Origin of the sequence: Phaeodactylibacter xiamenensis (genome assembly GCF_000759025.1) — a bacterium.
Taxonomy (GTDB): domain Bacteria; phylum Bacteroidota; class Bacteroidia; order Chitinophagales; family Saprospiraceae; genus Phaeodactylibacter; species Phaeodactylibacter xiamenensis.
The window spans coordinates 23,036-44,313 of record NZ_JPOS01000098.1 but is presented as its reverse complement, the minus strand read 5'-3'; the positions used below and the strand labels follow the sequence as shown (position 1 = coordinate 44,313).

At 48.7% G+C, this 21,278-nt stretch carries 15 protein-coding genes; 9 read left to right on the top strand and 6 right to left on the bottom strand.

Translation table 11 applies throughout. The features are described 5' to 3' along the window. Positions 1–61 precede the first annotated feature (61 nt). The gene (locus tag IX84_RS29250) at positions 62–1,015 is read left to right on the top strand and encodes a phosphoribosylaminoimidazolesuccinocarboxamide synthase (protein WP_044229867.1); all 954 of its coding nucleotides are present in this window, start codon (positions 62–64) and stop codon (positions 1,013–1,015) included. On the opposite strand, the gene IX84_RS29245 is transcribed toward IX84_RS29250, so the two are convergent. Next, complete coding sequence (locus IX84_RS29245; RefSeq protein WP_044229864.1) at positions 1,012–2,223, bottom strand: NAD(P)-dependent oxidoreductase; 1,212 nt, start codon at positions 2,221–2,223, stop codon at positions 1,012–1,014. The two genes, IX84_RS29250 and IX84_RS29245, sit on opposite strands and share 4 nt — an antisense overlap. A gap of 256 nt (positions 2,224–2,479) precedes the next feature. Here IX84_RS29245 and IX84_RS34755 point away from each other — a divergent pair, with 256 nt between their 5' ends. From IX84_RS34755 to IX84_RS29235, 3 genes are all read left to right on the top strand, one after another. After that, a complete protein-coding gene (locus IX84_RS34755; protein ID WP_394333442.1) occupies positions 2,480–2,662 on the top strand; it encodes a DUF5690 family protein in 183 nt (60 codons plus the stop codon). Positions 2,663–2,771: 109 nt separating this feature from the next. Further along, positions 2,772–3,830 (top strand): alkaline phosphatase D family protein, encoded by a 1,059-nt coding sequence (locus IX84_RS29240; RefSeq protein ID WP_052516508.1) that lies wholly within the window; start codon positions 2,772–2,774, stop codon positions 3,828–3,830. A 76-nt stretch (positions 3,831–3,906) separates the two neighbouring features. After that, positions 3,907–4,803 (top strand): prohibitin family protein, encoded by an 897-nt coding sequence (locus IX84_RS29235; protein ID WP_044229861.1) that lies wholly within the window; start codon positions 3,907–3,909, stop codon positions 4,801–4,803. Positions 4,804–4,901: 98 nt separating this feature from the next. Here IX84_RS29235 and IX84_RS29230 read toward each other — a convergent pair whose 3' ends face one another. Continuing rightward, entirely contained in the window at positions 4,902–6,737 is a 1,836-nt protein-coding gene (locus tag IX84_RS29230) for an alkaline phosphatase (RefSeq protein ID WP_044229858.1), read from the bottom strand. 501 nt (positions 6,738–7,238) lie between these two features. On the opposite strand from IX84_RS29230, the gene IX84_RS29225 reads away from it, so the two are divergent. Beyond that, positions 7,239–7,826 (top strand): HD domain-containing protein, encoded by a 588-nt coding sequence (locus IX84_RS29225; protein WP_044229856.1) that lies wholly within the window; start codon positions 7,239–7,241, stop codon positions 7,824–7,826. Between the two features lie 14 nt (positions 7,827–7,840). Beyond that, the gene (locus IX84_RS29220; RefSeq protein WP_044229853.1) at positions 7,841–8,521 is read left to right on the top strand and encodes a phosphonatase-like hydrolase; all 681 of its coding nucleotides are present in this window, start codon (positions 7,841–7,843) and stop codon (positions 8,519–8,521) included. Here the strand turns inward: IX84_RS29220 and IX84_RS29215 are convergent. Continuing rightward, entirely contained in the window at positions 8,499–9,434 is a 936-nt protein-coding gene (locus IX84_RS29215) for a sterol desaturase family protein (protein WP_044229850.1), read from the bottom strand. The genes IX84_RS29220 and IX84_RS29215 overlap by 23 nt on opposite strands. 367 nt (positions 9,435–9,801) lie before the next feature. Here IX84_RS29215 and IX84_RS31745 point away from each other — a divergent pair, with 367 nt between their 5' ends. After that, positions 9,802–10,836 (top strand): hypothetical protein, encoded by a 1,035-nt coding sequence (locus tag IX84_RS31745; protein WP_052516507.1) that lies wholly within the window; start codon positions 9,802–9,804, stop codon positions 10,834–10,836. A gap of 574 nt (positions 10,837–11,410) precedes the next feature. Here IX84_RS31745 and IX84_RS29205 read toward each other — a convergent pair. The 3 genes from IX84_RS29205 to IX84_RS33645 all read right to left on the bottom strand — a co-directional run bounded on the left by IX84_RS29205 (position 11,411) and on the right by IX84_RS33645 (position 16,887). After that, positions 11,411–12,943 (bottom strand): T9SS type A sorting domain-containing protein, encoded by a 1,533-nt coding sequence (locus IX84_RS29205; RefSeq protein WP_044229848.1) that lies wholly within the window; start codon positions 12,941–12,943, stop codon positions 11,411–11,413. Between the two features lie 72 nt (positions 12,944–13,015). Then, a complete protein-coding gene (locus IX84_RS29200) occupies positions 13,016–16,417 on the bottom strand; it encodes a PKD domain-containing protein (protein WP_160213992.1) in 3,402 nt (1,133 codons plus the stop codon). 314 nt (positions 16,418–16,731) lie between these two features. Then, a complete protein-coding gene (locus IX84_RS33645; protein ID WP_160213991.1) occupies positions 16,732–16,887 on the bottom strand; it encodes a hypothetical protein in 156 nt (51 codons plus the stop codon). A 533-nt stretch (positions 16,888–17,420) separates the two neighbouring features. On the opposite strand from IX84_RS33645, the gene IX84_RS29195 reads away from it, so the two are divergent. Continuing rightward, positions 17,421–20,123: a DUF7948 domain-containing protein gene (locus IX84_RS29195; RefSeq protein WP_044229842.1), complete on the top strand. Its 2,703-nt coding sequence runs from the start codon at positions 17,421–17,423 to the stop codon at positions 20,121–20,123. Between the two features lie 112 nt (positions 20,124–20,235). After that, a complete protein-coding gene (locus tag IX84_RS29190) occupies positions 20,236–21,243 on the top strand; it encodes a T9SS type A sorting domain-containing protein (RefSeq protein WP_044229840.1) in 1,008 nt (335 codons plus the stop codon). The last annotated feature ends 35 nt before the right edge of the window (positions 21,244–21,278 follow it).

Sequence of the window (21,278 nt, the reverse complement as noted above, 5' to 3'; positions counted from 1 at the left end):
AAGGGGGCTCCGGGTAATTTGCTTTCAAAATTGTATTTACCTTTGCCAAAAATCTGAGCCAATGTCTAATCTAGCTGATGCTGTACTGGAAACGCATATGAATTTACCGGGCCAAACGGCGTTTTATCGCGGGAAGGTGCGCGATGTCTACACAGTAGGTGAAAAGTTGGTAATGGTTGCTTCCGACCGTATCTCTGCATTCGATTATGTACTGCCCCGCCCCATTCCTTACAAAGGGCAGGTGCTGAATCAGGTCGCCACCCATTTTTTGCAGGCTACAGCCGATATTGTGCCCAACTGGCTGGAGGCCGTGCCCGATCCCAACGTGGCAGTAGGGGCAGCCTGTGAGCCTTTCAAAGTGGAGATGGTAATCCGCGGTTATCTGGCGGGGCATGCCTGGCGGGAGTACAAATCCGGTAAGCGCGAATTGTGCGGTGTCCCTATGCCGGAAGGGATGAAGGAAAGCGACCGGTTCCCGGCGCCCATTATCACTCCTGCGACCAAAGCAGAGGAAGGGCATGACGAGGATATCAGCCGGGAAGAGATCATCGCACAGGGCATTGTGAGCGAAGCCGACTACATTCAACTCGAGCAGTACACCCGGGCGCTTTTTCAGCGGGGCACAGAGATGGCTGCAAAGCAAGGGCTGCTATTGGTGGACACGAAGTACGAATTTGGCAAGCGGGACGGTAAGATTTACCTCATTGATGAAATCCATACGCCGGACAGCTCCCGCTACTACTACGCAGAAGGGTATGATGAGCGGCAGCAACAAGGCGAGCGGCAGAAACAGCTCAGCAAGGAATTCGTGCGTGAGTGGCTCATGTCGCACGGCTTTCAGGGCAAAGAGGGCCAGATCATGCCCATTATGCCGGATGCATTCATTGAAGAAGTCTCAGCGCGGTACATTGAGCTCTATGAGCGCATCACCGGACTAACCTTTGAACGCACTGATACAAGGGGTATTGAAGACCGCATTGAGCGCAATGTCCTGGCTTACCTGAAAAAAGCTTAGGCACTTACGTCCTCCACGTACCCCTTCAGGTATTGGAAGTGAGGGCCTAGTTTGCCGCCGGCTGCAACGGTAGCCCGCTCTATCACTTTGCTGTCCGGCTTCAACAGTTCGGGCAAAATATAGTCCATAAACTGTTGCCCAAAAGCCTTGGAGGCATCCCGGGGCAGCTCATTAGGCAGGTTGTCAATCGTCATCATGTCCACTGCATCAGGCTGATAAGGGGGCGTTTCGGTTCCGGTAGACGGATCAAAACCGAAGACGGGCTCCGGTATGGTACTGGGCCGCAGGGTTGAGGGGATGGAGGAAACCGGTGCAATATCGCAGGTTACATCCGCAATGACCTGAATGTTGAAGTCTGGCGCCTGCATATCTTCTTTTGTGAAAAAGGCGGGGGCTTCGTTGTCCCAGTAGATGCCATTGATCATCACGTCGGCCGCGGCAGCATAGGGCCCGAATATGCTTTTATAAGCAGCTGGGTTTTCGTAGAAATCCTGCTTTCGAAAGGGCTTTCCGTCCTTGCGGGCAGCATAATCGGCGCAGGCCAGCACGGTGAATACGGCTTCGTCGTAGCTGTTGTTCAGGAAGTCATCAGGCTCCACTTCGCGCAGCCCCATATCGCGCAAAACGAGGACCGCACCTTTGCCTACCCGTCCGGTACCGGTCAGCACGACCTTCATAGGGGGCCATTGCATCCGTTTATAAATTTGGCGGGCTTCGGCATAATCGAGGCAGTCTTTCATGCGGATCAGGTCGAACAGCCCGGTGCGCTTTCCGTACGTCAAAATGCCATTATGGGCGCCTACCATGCCAGCAAATTTACCAAAGGCAATCAGGCGCTTGCCCCGGTCATCGGTCAGGACTTCGTAGTCGATCAGGCGGATATTTTTTTCCAGGACCGCCTGCAGGAGCCTCCGGTTATAAGATTGCTCCTTGATGGTATGAGAGAAAAAGAAATAAGTTTTGTTGGGGATCAGCTGGTCAACGGGCACTTCCTTGACGCCCATCAGTACCTGACAGGACTGCATATCCTCTGTCAGCCTTATGTTTTGGTGCCGGTAGGCCTCATCCGGGTAGCAGCGCCCCGGGGAAGGCTGAACGACGATATCCACACCTTCATACTTTCCCATAATGGAGGCACATTGTTCAGGAATGAGCGGAACGCGGGAGTCTGGCGGGATTTTACCCTCACGGATAATGCCAATTTTCATGAGCTATAATTTTGGTGACTGAAGGAGCGTTTCTCCTCGGTTTATTTGGTTGTTGGTAAAAATATGGAAATCGGTGGGAACTGAAAGCAGGCAGGGCGATTATTCTGTTTCCTGTTTTTTGACCAAGAGATACACCAATAGGCAAACAGCAGTATATCTTTTTGATTTACAAGTGTATGCCAAATATTTTTATAAAAAAAAACAGCATGTTGCCGTTATGCTACAGCGCTTTGAAAGCCCTTGGTTTTGAGATACCCTGATTTACACTTTCTATCATAACATATTTCTTCCCCTGTTTCGGTACAAGAGCAATATCGGTTATCTGATGTATGTGGCAGATGCTTTTGGGGATTTATCAAGTGTGGCTATCTTTTTTTCAGGAACTTTGGGGCGGGCCATGTCAGATCGGCTGAGGTTCTTCACAGTAGGGGTATTTTAATCCTGCTTCTCGGTGTGCTGGCATTGGTGTGCTTTAAGCGAAAGGAACAAAGCTTATCGACACCGTTTTATGGTCTGAAACCTGCTTTATCATAAAACAAAACACCATCATGAAAAATCAACTGATTTTTTTCGTTCTGGCAATTTTTGCAGCAAGTTGCAATACGCAGGCATCAAAAGAAGCGCCCGTTGCTGCGCCGGTCACCCGTATCGCCTTTGGTTCCTGTGGCTATCAGGATCAGGCACAGCCCGTTCTGCGGCTGGCGGCAGCGCAGCAGCCTGATGCCTTTGTCTTTCTGGGCGATAACATTTACGGGGACACGCACAACATGGATACCCTCCGCAATAAGTACGAGCGCTGGATGGCTAAGCCGGAGTATCAGGCGCTGAAAGACAGTACCACCATTTTGGCCACCTGGGATGACCACGACTACGGCTGGAATGACAGTGGGCGGCACTATCCGGAAAAGGAGTTGTCCAAGGCCATCTTTCTGGATGTCTTTGAAGTACCGGAAAGCGACGAGCGTTACACCCGCCCCGGGATTTACACGGATCACATGCTAAAAGCTGGCGACAAAACTGTTCAAATCATTCTCCTTGACACCCGTACCTTCCGGGATGATGTACGCCCTTACGAAGGGCAGGAAGTGGATACGGTAGCTTTTCACTACGAGCTTGGGTACTGGCCTTACGAAACGAAAGATTCCACGATGCTGGGCGAGGCGCAGTGGGCATGGTTGGGCAAGGTACTGGAAAAGTCAGCGGATCTGCGGGTTATTGCCAGCAGTACGCAGTTTGGGATAACCTATAATGGCTATGAAGCCTGGGCCAACTTCCCGCACGAGCAGGAGCGCATGCTGGAACTCATCAAAGCCAAAAAAGCCAATGGCGTCGTATTTATTTCCGGGGATGTCCATTACGCGGAGGTGTCTAAAGTGTCTTATCCAGGTTTGTATCCGATCTATGATGTCACCTCAAGCGGTATCACCTCTACCTGGGGTTTTGCCACACCCAACGACAATCGTATTCAGGGCCCGGTGATGGAGAATCACTTTGGCTTGCTGGAGATGGATTGGGGAAAAGAGGAGCTGCACATGAAGGTTATCGATGTGGCAGGGCAGGAACGCTTTACGGAGACCGTGTCTTACAAGGGGTTGAAAAGCTGGTAGTAGTTGTAGCACTGACTATGGGTAGTAATGAACCAAATCCGCTCTTCAGAGGTCAATAATAAAAAACTTTGAAGCTATGAAGATAAAAACAATGTTAACCCTGGCGCTCTTTAGCCTCTTTTTCAGTAGCTGCGTTGTTATCCGCCCCGGTGAAGTGGGTGTGAAACAACGCCTCGGCAAGATCAGCAATGAAGCGCTATCAGAAGGCCCCAGGGGTTATAACCCCTTCACTACCAGTATCGTAACCCTGCCTACACGAACCGTCAACCTGGAGATCAAAAGTAATTTACCATCCAAGGAAGGACTGACTATTACTTCAGTGATGTCCATTTTATATCGTATTCGCCCTGCCAGTGCCCCTACTTTGCTGAGGGATGTCGGCCGTGCGTATGAGAGCGAGATTATCCTGCCGGTTTTTCGGTCGGCAGCGGCGGATGTCAGCTCCCGTTTTCTTGCCAAGGATATGCACTCGGGCGAACGCGCAGTGATTGAGGCGCAAATACGCGACCGAATGGCGGAAATCCTGGAACCCAAAGGGCTGATCGTTGATAATGTGCTGATGAAAAGCATTGTCCTGCCAGCCGGGCTATCCCGTTCCATAGAGGAAGTGTTGCAGGCAGAGCAGGATGCACAGCGTATGGAGTTTATCAAGCAGCGGGAGCAGCTCGATGCGGAGCGGCGGATTATTCAGGCACAGGGCGAGCGGGATGCTGCGGTCATTCAGGCGGATGCAGAACGGCAGCGGGTGGAAATACAGGCAGCGGGTGATGCAGCCGCTATCCGGCTTCAGGCGGAAGCACAGGCAGAAGCCAACGCCAATCTGCAACAATCCCTCACCGATGAGGTGCTCCGCAACCGGGCCATTCAGGCCTTTTTGGACATGGCGCGTTCGCAGAATACGAAAATTATCATCACCAATGGAGAGTCTCCCTTCCTGGGTTTGCCTGCCGAGGAACTGAATGTCGGGAATTAGAAAGATGATATGACCGTTACGCCAGCGCAACACTGGCGTAACGGTCATATTTTTTCATATAGATCTGCAATTATTCTTTACTTATCAGACCAAATCCATTAGGGTTCAGATGGAATGTTCAGCAGTTGCATTATGCGGCTGTGAACGGCTGTATTGTCAAGTGTGCCGGTAAATTGCTCTGCTCCGGGGCCGTAGGCAAAGCAGGGAATGGCAACGCCGGTGTGGTCGTTAGTACTGAAATGCCCTAAGACCCAGCCGTTTTCCAGGTTGCCGTCCAGCAAAGACAGCCCGCCAGTCTCGTGGTCTGCCAGCACGATCAGCAGGGTTTCCGGATGGGTGTCGATAAAGCGTAGGGCCCGGGCTGCCGCTGCATTGAGAGACAGCGCTTCATCAACCGTCATTTTCATATTATTGCTATGCCCGCCGCCGTCTACGCGCCCGGATTCGGCGACCAGGAAAAAGGGCTTGTCCGGCTGATGCAGAAAAGACAAAGCATCCTCCAGCAGATTGGCAAAGGCTTGTCTTGAGGCTTCACTGCTGTCAGCTTTGAAGGTGTCTGTTGGAAAGATAACCACCTGACTGGAGTCGCTGTCCACCCGGATGCGGTTGGTCAGGAGTTGGCGGCCCGTTGCCTGTAGTGTATCAAATGATTCTCCGAAGAGCTCCAGAAGGGCATCGCCTTCGCCGGCCAGCAAATGCAATGGGGCCTGGTACATACTGCTTACGATTTCCCGGATTTGATCGCGCTCTGGCACCTGCGCATAGAATGCCGCCGGCGTGGCATCTCCGACATTTACGGAAGTGATGACGCCGGTGCGGTACCCTGCCTCTTGTAAACGTTTGGGCAGTTGGGGGAGGGGAGTATGGTCAGGTGCGACACCAATTTTTCGGTTGTCGGTTTTTTGCCCGGTGGCGTAGGCGCTCGCACCAGCTGCGGAATCGGTGCAGTAAGCGTCTGCACTGCGCGTGTGCACCCGTCCGGTATGTTTAAGGTTGAAAAGCGTGAGCTGCCCGGCATTGGCCGTGTAGGCGGCATAAAGCTGGCTCAGCCCGGTGCCATCCCCGATGAGGAGGATGATGTTTTTTGGGGATGCTGGAAAGGTAGAATTTTGGGGCGTGTAGGCTGATTGGGGCAAAGGGTTGTGGTAGAAGCTTTTGGCGTACGCCTCTACGAAATGCCGGGCCCGGTCTACTTCGTCTGTACCAATGATGTCCACACCGTTTTTGATGAGTAGCTGCCAGGAGGAGGGCGTGTCCGGAGTGCCCCAAAAGCGAAAGGGCTTGCCTTGCTCATGAGCACGCGCAACGATTTCTTCCAGGATCTGCTGCCGGTCGGGCGTGAGCTGCCCCTTGCCATTCCAGGAGGCAACCGCATTGAAGGAAGCGCTCACCATGGCCACTTTTTCCATTTGCTGAGCGGTCAGCCGGTCACCCGGTCGTCCGTCAATGAGAATATAGTCAGGTAGCCCCGGCCAGTCTTTAGGTTCCGGGCGGTCACCGGACAGGACCAGGTCGACACCGCTTGGGCTTTGGAAAATGTCAGGATACCGTTCTGCGGTTTGGACCAGGTAATGCAGGATGGTATCCCGGGCATTTTTGATGTCAATCAGGAGGTGGAGTTGATGGCTGCTGTCCTGGTAGATGCGTCCCCGCTGCCGTTGGAGGACCGACCGGATGGATTCAAAGTATAGGCTGTCCAACTGATAGCCCAGGTGCAGGTCACTGGGATCATGAGCAACGTACACTTGCCCTTCGTGCCAGTACAAGTCCGCTTCAATAGAGCCACAGTCTGCCGCCCAGGCATTCCAGAAAGGCAATTCCCGGGCATAGTCATTATGAGCATGCAGGCGCTGCGGGTGGGGAAGGGGATAGGGTTGTGCGAGGGACGCAGTAGCAGTCAGCAACAGCAGAAAAAGAAGCAGGTGATTTTTCATAAGGGCTTATTTCTTCACAACTTTAAGATAAAGTAAATCATCACTTGGATGCCGACCTGGCAATCATAGGGCCAGAAAAAGAAAAAGCTGCACCTCCTGATCTTTGGTGCAGCAGCATTATATCAATCGCTAGTATAACTTACAAAGTTTTGCTCCCTTTGCGATCAGGCTAACGGGAGAATAGTTTTTTCACGAGGGTAAAATTACCTCTGCGTACAAGAGTGGTGGAATTATTCAGATTAAAAAACGATTAAGCTTTTTTCTGAGGAAATAACTGAAGATTAATCTTTAGGTAACTGCTGGTTGAGCTTTATTTCATAAGGTTAAGGCTGTTTTATGTTTGTTGAGGGTTTCAATGACCAGGCTGCTTCAAACGTTGAGTGGAGGAAGTGGGCTTGGCATTGATTTTTTTCATGAGATGAAAATTATAATGGCTTTCAACAAAGATTTCCGACCCTGCTGTATTAGGTTTGTGAACTGAAAAATATAATCTTCAAATCAATGAGCACAAAAAACCTGAGGCATCAATTGCTCTCTGCCACAAAACCGGGCCGGGTAGACCTTCTTTTTGATTACCTGAGAACGCATGGCGATAAGCATTATGAGGAAGAGGTGACTCAAATGCAGCACGCGGTGCAGTGTGCGGCATTAGCGACCCGAAGCCAGCAACCGGCGACTTTGGTGGCCGCAGCACTGTTTCACGACATTGGGCATATGCTTGCCGATGACCCCGTGGAGGCCAATCACCCAACGCTGAAGGATGATCAGCATGAAGCAATAGCCGTAGCCTATCTTAAGGATATTTTCCCTGAGGCAGTGCTTCAACCTATACGACTACATGTAGCGGCCAAGAGGTATATGTGCACCCTTGAGCCTGAGTATTTTGACCAACTTTCGGAAGCTTCCCAAAAGAGTTTCCGGTTACAGGGTGGCCCGATGAGCGAACAGGAAATAGATGACTTTGAACAGCACGCCTTCCACAAAGCAGCAGTTAAGCTACGCGGATGGGATGATCAGGCGAAAGATGTGAATATTGAGCACCTGGAGATTAACGCTTACCGATCCTCTGTTTTAGAATCGTTATGCTAAACCAATGACTCGCTATGATAAAAATGATTGTTTTCGATATGGCAGGCACTACGGTAGACGAAGACAACGTCGTCTACAAAACCCTGCGGGATGCCGTCAACGCCACTGGAGGCTATAAGTTCTCCCTACAGGAAGTACTGGCTTCTGCGGCCGGCAAGGAAAAACGGGATGCCATTGCAGGTTTGCTTGGCAGTAAGGGCGCAGTGACCGGGGAGCAGATAGATGCGGCCTATCAATCCTTCAAAACGGCACTTGAAACGGCTTATGCCAATCTGGACGTGAAACCCACCATCGGGGCAACAAGCTTTCTTAAGCAATTGCGTAGCGCTGGCATTAAAGTGGTGCTCAACACCGGGTACAATGCCGCCACTGCTCAGTCACTGATTGACAAAATGGGTTGGAAAGCCGGTGAGGAGTATGACCTGCTCGTCACTGCAGATCAGGTGGCGCAAAGCCGCCCGGCACCGGATATGATTGCATTAGCCCAGTCAAAGCTCGGTATAGCATCCGCACAGCAAATTGTAAAAGTAGGGGACTCAGCTATTGATATTGAGGAGGGCAAAAATGCCGCCTGTGGCTACACGGTAGGCGTAACCACAGGCGCACAGACTGCTGCTCAAATTAGTGAAGCAGGGCCTGACTTCATTATTGACCGGTTGGAAGATCTGAAACTTAGGCTTCCACTTTCGCTTTGACCTCCTCCTCTTTGGAGTCGTTCACAGGCAGGCCTGCCGCTTCCGCATAGGCTTTTTTGTTCAAGGTCAGGTTGGGGCTGCCAAAGAGAATCTTATACCAGGCTTTGGGGGAACGGTAAGTCGACAGGTCCTTGACGATGTCAATAGCCTCATGGAAGACCAGGTAAACGGGGTTGTAAGAACCCACAGGCTTTAATATGCCGTAATCCGGCGTTTCCTCTTCCTCTTTAAAGGTACCGAAAATCCGGTCCCATATAATCAATGTGGAGCCGTAGTTCTTGTCCAGGTACTTCTCATTCGTAGCGTGGTGGACCCGGTGATGGGACGGCGTGGTAAAGATAAATTCAATAGGGCGGGGCAACTTTTTGATCAGCTCGGTATGCAGCCAGAACTGGTACAGGACTTCGATCTGGTGCACGATAAAGAATACCACGGGGTGAATGCCCATCAACGCGATAGGCAGGAAGAAGATGATTTTCAGTTGCTGAATCCAGGAAAGCCGGAAAGCAACCGTGAAGTTGTACTGCTCGGAGGAGTGGTGTGTCACGTGCGTGGCCCACCAGAAACGTTGCTCGTGCGCCACCCGGTGCGCCCAGTACCGGCAAAAATCCAGGACGACAAAGCAAAGCGCAAAGGACCACCAGGTGATAGGGATGCTCCAGGGGACCAGGTTGTAACACAGCAGGACCAGCCCGAAGGTGAAGACCTTTGTCAAAGCGGAGGAGATAATATTGCCAATGCCTACGGCAGTTGCTGCAAAGGCATCTTTGGTGTCATAGTTGCGGCGTAATTTCCGGATCCGGATAAAGTATTCTACGAAGACCAACGCAAACATTACCGGGGCTGCGTAAATAATTATAGGAGGCAAGTCCATTGCAAAGACTTGCTCCAGAGTCAATTTTGGTTCGTTCATTTCCTGTTATTTGATAAGATTGATAGCCGAATATGCAAATAAGGCCCTAAATACATGGAATCACAAAGATGTAGCGTAGAAATTTTGTCAACTAAGGCGGCTTGTACGAAATCAAACCTCAATAGAAAAAACGGGCGCTGCAACTTTTCGGCTTTTTAAACGCCTTTACGATACTATGATGCATGATTACCTCTTCAACCCTTATTCCGCGCCCAGGTTCGTTGGATTTTTCTGGATGCTAATCTAAAAAATTAGGGGTTGAAGGCGCCTAACCGCATCTTTGAACCATAATACAACCCGACACCGGGCCTTTAGCTCAAAAAGCTGCAGGCTCAAATTTTTGAAATCACCACGACAATCTGAAATTATGAAAACCATTTTTAGAACCCTGCTATTAGTCATTTGCCTGACGCCCATTGGGCTTAGCGCTCAAAATCCTACCTTGTTTGACCAGTTTGGGCATACCGGGCTCCTGAAGCTTGAATTGGAGTTCAGCCTGGACACCATGTACGCCAAAGTGGACACCAATGAAGAGTACCCGGCCATCTTCCGCTACCAGGATGCACATGGCAACTGGGTGGAACTGCCCAGCGAAGTCCGCGCCCGTGGCCGCTACCGCCGCCGGGTATGTGATTTTCCGCCGCTGAGGATCGACTTTTCCAAAAGCGATCTCAGAGCTCGCGGGCTGGCAGAACACGATGATATGAAGCTGGTCACCCACTGCCAGACCGGCAAAAAGGGAAAAGAAGCAGTCCTGCGGGAGTACCTCGCCTACAAAATGTACCAGGAATTATCCGATCATGCGCTTCGGGCACAGTTGGTCGAAGTGACTTATAAAGACACAGAAAGCAACCAGGAACTGGTCAAATACGGCATTCTGCTGGAGGACATCGACGAACTGGCCGCCCGTAAGGCAAGTGTGGAATGTGACGAATGCTTTGGCTTGTCTACTGTCGAGTTTCAGCAGGAGAACCTGCGCACCCATGCCATGTTTCAGTACATGATTGGCAACGTAGACTGGTCCATCCCCATGTCGCGCAACCTCAAAATCCTGAAGCCTGTGGATGGCGGATTGAACACGGTCGTCCCTTACGACTTTGACTTTTCCGGCATCGTAAACGTAGGCTACGCTGTGCCAGCCCGTGATATTGGGCAGGACAAGGTGGGCGAAAGGGTTTATCTGGGCGCTGAGCTCAACAGCAGCGAATTGCAATCCACCATTCAGCTTTTTAAGTCCAGGCAAGGCAATTTTGAGGCAATGGTAAGTGATTTTGACCTGCTGAGCCGTAATGACAAACGTGAAATACTGGAATACCTTCAGTCTTTCTACACTGCTCTGGACAATGGCACCGTTTGCGCTGAGTTCACAGCGAAAAACTGCCCCACTGTGCCGGGGAAGTAGAGGGAGCAATTGAGCAAAAGTAAAACAAAAGCCTGCCCGGCAAACTGTGGGGCAGGCTTTTGTTTTTGCATGGCATGCAAATCTATTCCGAAGGGCTGAAGGAAGCCCTGGCAAGTAGGATTTACGCAGCGCGAGCGAACCGAAACTGGCCTGTATGGCGCTGCTTAATAGAGTTTATTAACGCAAATTTTGTATGTCTCTGAATGGTCTTTTTCACCAGCTCTGCATCTCGCCTGCCTGCCGAAGTATCGACACGCAGGCAGGTCCTCACCTTCGTAGCTTAGGCTACGAGGTTCCGGGCGTTCTTTGATCTGGCAAAAAATACTCATCCATACCCTATACAAAACCTACCTTAATAAACTCTAATGAATGGTTTTTTTTGTACTACATGGTACAGTTGGAAATCAATACGTTGCACAATACTAAGGTTTAACAGGAGCCGTGTACCTTCCGTTGCCGGCAGGCAGGCGAGGACCGTACGCACGGTAATATGATGAGGGTAAAGCAGGAGGGCGTAGCGTCCTGCTTTATCCCTACTCAATTCAAGCTGTATGCCGCTCGTGGCAGATCTCTACTACTCCACCTTCACCACCTTCTCCTGCTGTAGCACCTGCCCGGCAGAAGAGTACTGCAAAATATACAGCCCGCTTGGCAAGCCGCTGGTAGACAGCTCTGCGGATTGTGCCCCGCGCTGCAGGCGCTGGTGCAGGACCTGCTGCCCCTGTAGATTGAACAAGCGCAGCGCTGGCTCTTCGTAGCGGATGGCGTTGAGGAACTCCACTTGTATAGGCCCCCGCGCCGGATTCGGATAGGCTTTGAAAAAGACTTCCCTTAGCGTCGTCTCTCCGGTACCTGGGATTTCCTCTACGCTGACGTAAAGGATACTGTCCTGACAGCCGGGAGTGATGCAGCCATCGGCATCGGTCTTGACCAGCCAGACGTCGGGATCGGGGATGGGGTTTGCATAGGTATCATGTATATAACTGCAAGCAATTAATCCTCCATCAGAAGTCTCGGCTACATCATTAAATGGTAAAGTATTTGAAGGAATGGCTAAGGCTTGGAAGTACCGTTTCCATAACAATTCTCCATCTCCGGAGACTCTGGCCATCCAGGCCCGGCTCGCATCGCCTTGGATTAAAGCTTCCGGGGCGAGCCCGCACATGACAATATCCCCATTCTCTGTGACCGTCATATTCATGATCCCCGCGCTGCGCCAATCCAGGTATTTATACTCCCATATGACTTCCCCATCGCTGTCCAATCGTCTCAATAAAGGCCCTTCATCCGGGTGCACAAAGGGCTGCTGTATGGTATCGAAAGCCCAGCCCGTGACGAAGCCGCCGTCCGGGTAAGGGGCAATAAGGGCGGGCCAGTCATCCGATCTATCCACCTCATCGTAGGTGCGCACCCATTCCACTTCTCCTTCACTTGTTAGTTTTGCCACATGATAAGCTCTTCCGTAGTTGGACCAATCCAGTCCAGTGTAAAAAGCGAGCATGATGGAGTTGTCGTTTAGGATGGCGAGCTGACCGACAGTGGCATAGTCTATGCTATCCTCGATGGTTGTGCTCCAGAGCATATTCCCGCCCTGATCCGTTTTGATTACTGTACAGTTAGAGAATTCCCCGAAACTACCACCCTGGACACATGCTACAAGGTTGCCTTCGTGATCCTGCTCTATATCAAAGGCAACATCCCAATAGGGCTCATAGTAGGTCTTTAGCCATAAGGTATCGCCCCAGGTATTCATTTTAACAATGAAGGGAAGACTGTCTTCATCTTGAATCCTTCCACAACCGTGTAAAAATTCCTCGTTGGAATCCAAGGTATAGTCAAAGATAGCAAATATGTCTAGCTCGTAGTTATATTGCCTGTGCCACAAGCTGTCCCCGCTATTATTGATTTTGAAGAGTATAGGACAGAAAGTGAAGTCTTCATCGCACCAAGTCGCGCAATTTACATATACACCATCTTCTACAGCGACCATATTAAAAGCATTCTCAGAGGCTCCGTTGGTAAGGTCGTAGGTACGGTGAAAAGTTGGCTGGGCTAACAAGAGCAGGTTTGGCAGTGCCCAAAAGCAGAGTAATATAAAGTTTTTCATGTTTTAGCCTTATGATAGAGCTCCGCATTGAGCCCATGAGGCTTAATGCGGAGCGTAGTTAACAATTAAAATTTATCGTATAATTAAGCGCTGCTGTAATTGGAGCGGTTCCACTTTATTGATGGCTTTGACAACATAAAATCCGGCTGGCAGGCTTTTCAGGTTGAAATCATGTTGATTGGAGCCTATCTCCAAAGACCGGACGGAAATGCCGCTTGAACTCCAAATCTCGAGTCGCCATTCAGGAGTAGCATCAACAGGCAATGTTACAGTCACCTGACCTTTTGCAGGGTTGGGCGACAATAACATTTTCGTTGCCCTGATTTTTGATTGTTGAGAAACTGCTGCCCCTTGGTTTTGCTGTATCAGCCCATCTACTTGGTCATCAGGTGCAATAGGCAGGTGAAATTGTGCGCCGGTCATAGTACTTAACAATGCGCGGCTATACGTATAGGTAGCCGAAAGTGTATCCTCTGCCAGCAGTTGGAGGAAGGCCTCGTCTCCGTCCGAAAGCGTGTAATCTATGGGGTTAGAACGGTAGGCTACTTCCAGTTCCAACAGGTCAGCAACGATTGATTGATCATCAGTCTCAACCGGTAATGCCTGCAAGTAGGCTTGTGCATCACTAAATGCACCAGTACGTAATTTTAAGCCGATAAGCTTGCGTATGGAAGAGAACGAACCTTCCTCCAGTAGTAAGTTTTCCGCTGCTACCCAGTCTCCTTCTACAAAAGCAGTACCGTACAAATAGTTGAAGGCGGCGGATCGCTGAGATTCAAGGTCGCTGATCTCTGCAAGTAGAGCTTCCATTGCTGAATAGCCTTCAGATGCTCTGATATCGATCAGGGCTTGATAGGTATCATCACTGATGGTGCCCTGAGCCGTATTTAGGACTAAAGGAGAAACCGGCGCATTTTGCAATAATATAGCTTCCTGATTGGACAGCTCCATGCCAGATGATAAGACAGCCAATAGCACCTCGTCTGATAAGTAAGGGGCAGCATTGGATACTGCATCCAACGTACTTTGTTCGTTTGGTGCCTGTGCAAGCGAGTTTTGCAGGCTTTCTGTATCTCCTCCGTCAATCAGGCTACGTTTATTGCCTAACAGGTTATTAAGGGAGTCCAGACATTCCTCCGTTTTACATTCTTCCTCACGGGGGCGGTCGCCAACGCCTTCGAGTTCGAGGCAGCCATCGTCATATTGAGTAAAAGGAAGAGAGATGCCAACATTCGTAAAATTCTGCCCCGTATTATCCGGCACAAAAATCAGTGTAGGGAAGGCCGTGGTCAGGTTTGTCCCCGGGTGATAATAGGTAAAAGCTATGGTTTCAGTAGCGGGTGCAATGATGTGCTGAGTGCCGGAGAATAAATTCAGCACCGGGTCAGTTGGGCTGCCCTGCGCAGATTCGATCTCTCCCAAAATCGTACCTGAATCACTTAGCCTCATATCCTGGCCAGCAGCCACATCAAAGGTCTCTTGTTCAAACTCGAATTTACCGTTGTTACCCCAAACATGGACCCCAACGGCAACTCCGGTTTCCAGATAAGAGTTACAATTAAAATTCGCGACAGAAAAAAGTTCGAAGGTATTCTGTAACTGACCACCTCTGAAAAAATTGTCAAACTCATTTTGAGTAACTTCATAGAAACTCGGCCCTGCGATAGCAATTGGGACTACATTGGTTTCAAAGCGATTATTATGTATCTGTAAATTAACCGCATTCTCTGCCCATACACCAACTGGTCCTCCATTGACAAACTCATTGCCTTTGGCAGGGTCTGACTCTTTCCCTATTTCAAGGTCGAAGCCCGTAGTGTAGCCTGCGGTGTTCGTTACTTTAACTCCAGTTTCAAAATTCTCAAACCTGTTTTCGTAGACTTCACCGGTTGCGTCATCAAAGGAAAGAGAATAACCATTCAGCCCAATGAAGTCATTGCCCTCCAAGAGCACAGCTTCGCTGCCCCATACGGAAATACCGCGTGTGCTAATATCTAAAGGGTCATCAATTACACAGTCTAGAAATCGGGAAAGGTTTTCAATATTGGTAGTAGTCGCTCCAGGTAGGTTTGCTGGAAAAGCAGAGATATGCGCAGCTCTCTTATTGTCTGTAAAGTTAGACTTCAATGCGTATACGATCCCACCGTAGTGCTTGCCCCAGGTCCCATAAGGCTGCCAGTAGGTCTCATGCCCATTGTTAGCCAAATTATCCGTCAGTACACCAATATGTGCTTTAGTAATATCACAGTTAGCTAAAATAACAACACCATGGTGATCTGGCAAATAGGGATATATAGAAGATGTAATCTGAGAAAGAGGAGGATGGCTGACGAGCCCATTGCCCCAGACTTCAATACCGCTCCAGTATTTATCAGGCTGTGTACAACCAGTTGTCAAGGTACTATTTATAGCTTCTAACTTTGCGCCCCTTTCGACATAAATTTTACAATCGGGGGCCATATTCAGTGTCATTAGGTCAAGCTCCAGGGTTCTTCCTGTCCTGACAATCAGGTTATGGTTCACCGCCTGGTCAGAAGTCCAGGTCTGGTCAGCATTGATTTCAAGCGGGTCATCCAGGCAATCGCAGAGTGGCTGGGCGACAACGCCCTGACAGTGTTTCGCTGTACATCCATTCTCATCCTTAATAGTAAGGCAAACGGTGTAGGGCTGGCTATCCGGGAAAGTGTGTACCGGGTTTTGGGTATAAGCATAGGTGCCATCGCCAAAATCCCAGCACCATTCTACGGCACTATTGGTGGCGGTAGTAGAGGTCAAGTCGTTAAACTGATAAGTGAAGACTCCAACTTCATTGGCTACAAAGCCTGGGTTGAGGTCTGATTCGCATACCTCAACCGTAACCAAGTCAATCAATGTCCGAAAGTTGATGGAAGAATTAGTTGAAGTGGCGAAGATGACCAGTTGATCATCACCCGCTTCGGCAGGGATATTAAAGCTATACTGGGCCCAGGTAAAAGAATTAATCGTATGCGTTTCCGCATCCATAGGGGCGCTGAGGCAGCTCTGAGGGCCGGTTGCGCCCACCGCATTCGTTATTCCGGAAGTAAAATAGACGGTCAGCTCTGAGGACTCGCCTGTAACTGTGGAGTGATCGTAAACCCTTGACCAAAGCGTAATGTCGTACGAGCAGCCCGGGTCTAGCGTAAGGTCTAAGACCAGCGCTTCGTGTTCGCACAGTGGGGGCGTATTGTTCGTTGTAATAGAGTGAAGGTCCGCATAGTAACTGCCACCGCCCGATGGCGTGTTGATCACTCCGGAGTTATCCGAAACAGTACCGGTCTTAATTAAAGTTGGTGTCCCTTTGCCGGCAAACCAATCGCCCATGCAGCCATCGTTAAAGGCCTCGTTGTACTGATTTTGACCCGGCGTGCAAGGCGATTGAATAGATTCGAAACTGCCATCGCTTACTGTTGTCGGGCTATCGCACTGCCCGGAGGCGCTCCAATAGCTAAACATAAGCAACAGCATTGTCAGAAAAAGCCCGCGGGGTGGGGGTGAAAAAGCGTAAAGATTCATGTTAAAATAGTTATTAAGGTAAATAATAGGTTGAGCGGTGTAATTGAGCTTTTGCGTAGGCTAAATTAAGCGCTTGTCTTTGTCTTGCTTAAAGGTACACTAATTACAGTGGCATTTCAGGAATGGGCGCTGTTTATTTTGCTCACCTTGCGTTTTGTCACCAGGGTGACAATGTTAAAAAGCGCTTTCGTGAACCATCTCAAATATTTGTCCGCATAGTACTTACCACCAAAACCCCATAGCACCCTCTCCAATTAATCAACAGTTCCGTATGCTTCCACATCACCGGCAATGAAGCCTTTCAAGCGTCGTACAATGCGGAATAGTGGAAGGAAGAACAAGCTCGCGCCCAGGCACAGGGCTGGTAATTGGCCAAGGGTAGGGGAGGCGTGCATTTGTGGCAGCTTCATCAATCAGTTAATAATTCAGAGTCGCTTTTAAGGAGTACTATGGCCCGGGTGGGAAGATAGAGATCGGGAGGAGCGGCAAGCCTGCCTGGAGTCTTACTACACTTATAAGATCGACTCAATGGCGTTGAGGTTCTACCACGAAGCCTTTAATCAAAAAAATTGGCAAGCTTAATTAGATACGCAGGTTTGCGCGTTTTTATTGCGGTTTGCCGGGCGCAGGCCAATATTTTAGGCTGCAATTTTTGAGCTGATCTATCGGTATGCCGGAATTCATACCCCCTTTCTCCTTGTTAACATTGCATCTTTGCTATCATTTACGTATCTTACCAAAAATCCGAACGCGCCCGTTCGCTCCCTTCTCTGAAGTGGATGACGTACTCCCGCTACAGCTCTGCGCTCGCGTTAATTCGGTTACCCGATAGATATGCCTGTTGCTGCTTTTTGAGGACTTGTGCTTCGGAAAGACGGAGGCTTTATGCCCTGAATCTGGCACACTTGATGCTTTATTTTCTTTACCGATTAATAATTTACCTATGAAAAAAAGGCTGCACAGCAAAGACGATGAAGCGGCCTCTATCGCATTAGATGGTGAAGGCGGCTTGTCCGTGCTGGGCAAAAACGGGCTGTCTAATGGCTCTACGGAATACATGCTGGTGCGGTATTCGAAAAAACAGCTGACCATACCTCCGGGGGATGGGGCCGCTTCGCCAGCCTTAGCATTCACAGAGCAGCGGGGGCAGCTGACTGATACGTCAGGAACATCAGTAGAAGGTGTACGCTTTTACAGCACCGGCAGTTATCCGCCTTTATATGTGCAGAACGACACACTAAGCTTCGTGGCCGCCAGCGTAGATACGAGCAGCGCTACGCCAGATACCCTGCACCGCGTTGACATTACGTTTTTTGACAGCAAGACTTCCCTGATGAGCGCAGCCGGGCTGGACCAACTGGACAACTACCGGAATTACTATCTGGGGCACATCCCGGAAGGCCGGGCACGTGTCGGGCAGTACGGCCGGGTAGCCGTAACCGATCTTTATGATGGCATCAACCTGCAAATGTTTGCTGATGAGAGTGGCATAGTGTACTACTTTGTCATACAGCCGGGCGGGGACCCCAATGACCTAAAACTGGATTTTCACGGACAGGACTCCCTTTATTTGAAAGCACGCAACCTGTTTGTGGGCACCTCATTAGGAGATTTTAATTTGCCAGCCCCGAAAGCTTTTCAGATAGACAGCCTGGGCCAGGAGGTATCCACGGCCTGGAAACCGGAATACAGTATTGCGGGCAGCCGGGTGAGCTTTAGCAGTACGGGGAGTTATGATAGTACCAAGGTGCTGGTGGTGGAATTGCGGAAACCTGAGGTTACTTCGGGGAGTTCTCAGGATGAATGGGTTACATTTTTTGGAGGAATAGGCACAGGAGACCCATTTGACTTAGGGGATGATTTAAGCTCGATTTTTGTAGATGAGGATGGGAGTGTTTTTGTAACAGGGTTTGCTGGGAATATAGATTTTCCATTAGTTGATGGTGGTTTGATAGTAGATCTGAGTGGTGAGTCTGCAGATGGTTTAGTCGCAAAATTTAATAATCAAGCAGTCCTTCAATATTTATCCGTCCTGGGCGGGTCCCGAGAAGATATTGCAAGAGACATAGTTGGTTTTAACAATAAGGTAGTTATCGTTGGAGAAACTAATTCACCTGATTTTCCTGAGGATAATGTATTGCCCAACTTGACAAGCTTAGACGGTTTTGCCGCCTCATTCAATAAAGAAAATGGGATGTTGGGAAGTGTCAAAGTATACGGCGGGACACTAAGGGATAGATTTTTAGGTGTAGACAAATTTGAGGACAGAATATTTGTAGTTGGCAACTCTGGAAGCACTAACTTCCCAACGGAAAACCTCGCAGGAGCTTATAACCAATCTTCAAATAATAGTGCAGTTGGCGATAGTAGAGACGCAGTTATTCTAGAGCTGGACGAGCAAACATTGGAGTTGGTCTGGTCTACTTATTTTGGGGGGACAAATTATGATATCGCCAGTGATATTGTAGTAGATCAAAATACTGGCAGCTTTTATATTTGTGGTGTTACAAGGACAAAAACATATCATACGAGTAATTGCGCTGTGCCAGGTGTTGGAGGAGGTTTCCCTGGCTGTAAACCCAGTGGAGCAGATCAATTTTCTTTTAATAATGGCGGTGGGACAGTTGGCGAAATTGAAGATACTTTTATTGCTGAATTTGATAATAACGGAGCAATTAGCTGGTCTACTTTTTTTGGAGGGCATTCTAACGATGGCGTAAGCATTGCAGGTCGTAATAATTTAGCATTTGACCCTAATTCTAGCAGGCTAGCAATTATCGGCTCATCAGAGGATTGCAGCACAATACCTTCTACAACAAGCGGAGGGTATCAGCAAGATATTGGACTTGGAAATTATATTGCTGTTTTTAAAGACAGGAGTTTGCAGTGGTCTTCTGGATTCGGAGGGTTTTCCCCATTTGGGACTTTTAATCAATTATATTTAGGAGAATCTTGTACGTTTAAAGATAATGGAAACCTATTTATTACAGGATTCACAAATTATCTTCCTCAGCCATCTAATGATTATTGCACTGCGCCTTCCATTTCTTCAAACGAATTCCCAATATGCCCTCCCCAAGGGAGTGCTCAGGCGTACTTTCAGGAAAGTGGCGGCATTGCAATTAATGAAGGCGAAGGAGAGTGCTATATTGCTTCTTTTGACCAAGGGTATAATTTGGTTTATTCTACATTCTTTGGTGGTAATGGGGCAGATTTTATTAGGACGGCAACAATGAAATCGGATGATTTTTACTTTGTGGGACAATCTGAAAGCACTGTTTCTTTTCCTTGGAGGTTTCCTTCTAGCCCACCAAATGTCTATAAGCAAGACGAGCTTTTTGGAGGCTTGGATGGTTTTATTGGCAGGTTAAGGATGAATAATCTAGTCTCAGTGGACGATTACAAAAGAGTCGTTGAAGACGAACTGATTGTTTTCCCGAATCCTAATAATGGGCAGTTTACTATAACCTTGCCTTCAAGAGAAGAATTGAATGTGCCTTTTAGGATTATTGATTCCCGTGGGGTTACTATATCGGTTGGTATGGCCAGGAGAGGAGAACTAATTTCAATTAACTTACCGGATATACCTGCCGGGGCTTATTACTTTGTAACACCCTATCATTCAGCGCCTTTTATTAAGTATTGATTTCGTCATTGTTGTGAAGTCTGCTGGAGTTTTAGCCTACTTTTCACAGTAGTCCAAAACTCCAATAGGCTTCATTTTTATTTAAATTCAAGCTGTAAATTATTAGTAAGTTATGAAATACCTAATTATCCTTACTTGTGGTTTGTTTCTCTTTTTTGAAGGCACTTTTGTTATGGCTCAGGGTATCTGGGCTGCAGATATGACTAAGAAGGTTTCAAACCAAACAGTCACTGTAAATGTGCGAATTTTCCGTAAAGGAGATGTTAAAGACAGCATTATGCTGGATTGGGGAGATGGCACAACGGAGGTGATCTCACCACCAGCCGTAGAATTTCTCAGTATTGGGCTGAATCTGGAAACCTACTTTGGGATTCATGTCTACGAAGAGCCCGGAATATATGAAATTAGTTTCAGGGATTCCTTTTTAGTAGATGGCGTTGTTAATATTGAGGACTCGGGGAATAAATCGATCCATCTGGTAGACAGTTTGAATGTATTTCATGGGGACAGTCTATTTGATTACAATGATGCCCCTGAGCCGTTGGGGATTCCAGCGGGAAGCCTTCAAAATGAAGGGAGGATGGTGTTTTTTTACAACCTTCACCAAACAGACATTCTTTTCCACCGTGAGAAATGGCTATTTGAATTAGCCCCTTTTCCCAGTGAAGGCTACACTTTTCCTGAATATACTGATTCGCTAGCCAACTATGGCGCTACTGTATATTGGGATAGGCCAATAACCACTGGAATTTATGCATTTAATCTGAAAGCGAGTGAGTTCTTAAATTTTGCATGGCACGATTCAACCTTCTTGAGTACGACCAACCGGCTAATGATGGTCGAAATTGATAGCTCTCTTTTGGTAAATAATATTTTACAGCCTATTTCAATTGACCAATTGACTCTTTTTCCAAACCCAGCCACTGATTTGTTGACGATTAGCTTACCGAAAGATATAAAGCCACACCAACGCGAAGCACATATCTATGATATGGCTGGCAAGCTGGTAATGACTAAGGTTTTAAACCATTTTGAGACAGAGATATCCATAGGCAACTTACCCTCTGGCTTATACCAAGTAAGGGTAGAAGAGTTCACGGGCAGATTCATCAAAATTTAGACATTGATCACCATATCCTTGGGCAATGGCGAGGA